This window comes from Bathymodiolus platifrons methanotrophic gill symbiont (genome assembly GCF_002189065.1).
Lineage (GTDB): Bacteria > Pseudomonadota > Gammaproteobacteria > Methylococcales > Methylomonadaceae > Methyloprofundus.
Genome location: NZ_BDMN01000566.1, coordinates 1 through 1,285, shown reverse-complemented (window position 1 = coordinate 1,285; position 1,285 = coordinate 1). Strand labels below are relative to the sequence as shown.

Genomic DNA, 1,285 nt, shown 5'->3' with positions numbered 1-1,285 from the left:
CCAAAACTTTGCCCCATCCGTATTAAATTTCTATCTACATTATCAACAGCTGCATATGTAGCAACTACCGTAGGAGTAAAAGTACCTAAAGCAATTAATGCATATTTAGAACCTTCATCAATACCAAACCACATTACAAACAAAGGCAATAAAGCAATTTTAGGTACTGGGAAAAGTGCTGATAGTAAAGGTAAAAGAGAAGCTCTTAAGGTGTTAAACAAAGCAATTAAAATTCCAATGATAATGCCTAAAAAAACCCCTACACAAGAACCTACAAAAAGTCTGGTGCAAGAAGGGATTAAATGCTCAAACAATAAACCCGAATCATATAGCTCAATAAAAGCAGCAAATACATTAGAAGGTTTTGGTAGAGTCAAATCAGAAATATAATTGTATCGTGTTCCAATTTCAAGTAAAATTATTAAGAGAACAAAAGTAAAAACACCTAAAAAAGGTATTTTTTTATATGCAAAACCATTGGCTCTAAATTCTACTTCTTTTTTTTCAGACATTTAACATTTCCTTGTCTGCATTAAGCGCTTCTTCTTTCATCATATCCCATAAGTTTTTTTGTTTTTTTTCAAGTTCTACAATATGATTTTTTCGTTCATGTAAAGGAATGTTTATATCTATGATTTGTTGAATCTTTCCAGGCCTATTTCCTAAAACAACAATTTTATGTCCTAAACGCACAGCTTCGTTTAAATTATGTGTTACATATACTGCTGTAAAATTTTCTTTTTCCCATAAAGAAATCAAGTCTTCTAATAATAACTCTCTTGTTTGACTGTCAAGTGCGGATAAAGGTTCATCCATTAATAAAATAGAAGGTTTAACACTAAGAGCTCTTGCAATTGCAACTCTTTGTTTCATTCCCCCACTTAATTTTTTGGGTAAGGCTTTTTCAAAATCACTCAACTTGGTTCTTTTTAATACATCTTTTATTATGTCATCTATTTCATTTTTACTTAAATTGTGATTCTCTAAGACCAAAGCAATATTATCATAGACATTTTTCCAAGGTAATAATGCAAAATCCTGAAAAATATAGGTTAAAGGATTCAAAGAGGACAGTGAAGGCTCTCCTATTTGCATTACGCTTCCTTTTGTTGCTTTCTCTAAGCCCCCAAGTAAGCGTAATAATGTTGATTTTCCACAACCAGATGGTCCAACAATACAAACAATCTCTTTTTCTTTGATAATTAAATTAATATTCTTAAGAACATCAAGCTTTTCATAAGAATGAGAAATATTCTCTACATGTAATTCCATTAAATCTTTCTAT

Annotated in this window: 2 protein-coding genes; both read right to left on the bottom strand. The window is 30.7% G+C overall.

What is annotated here, in order from left to right; genetic code table 11:
- Window positions 1–512: ABC transporter permease (locus CDZ78_RS20530; protein WP_140414270.1), on the bottom strand; the 512-nt coding region annotated here is incomplete at its 3' end.
- Window positions 505–1,272, bottom strand: coding sequence for an ABC transporter ATP-binding protein (locus CDZ78_RS20525; RefSeq protein ID WP_087871597.1), 768 nt, complete (start codon window positions 1,270–1,272; stop codon window positions 505–507). The genes CDZ78_RS20530 and CDZ78_RS20525, both read right to left, overlap by 8 nt.
- Between the last annotated feature and the right edge of the window lie 13 nt (window positions 1,273–1,285).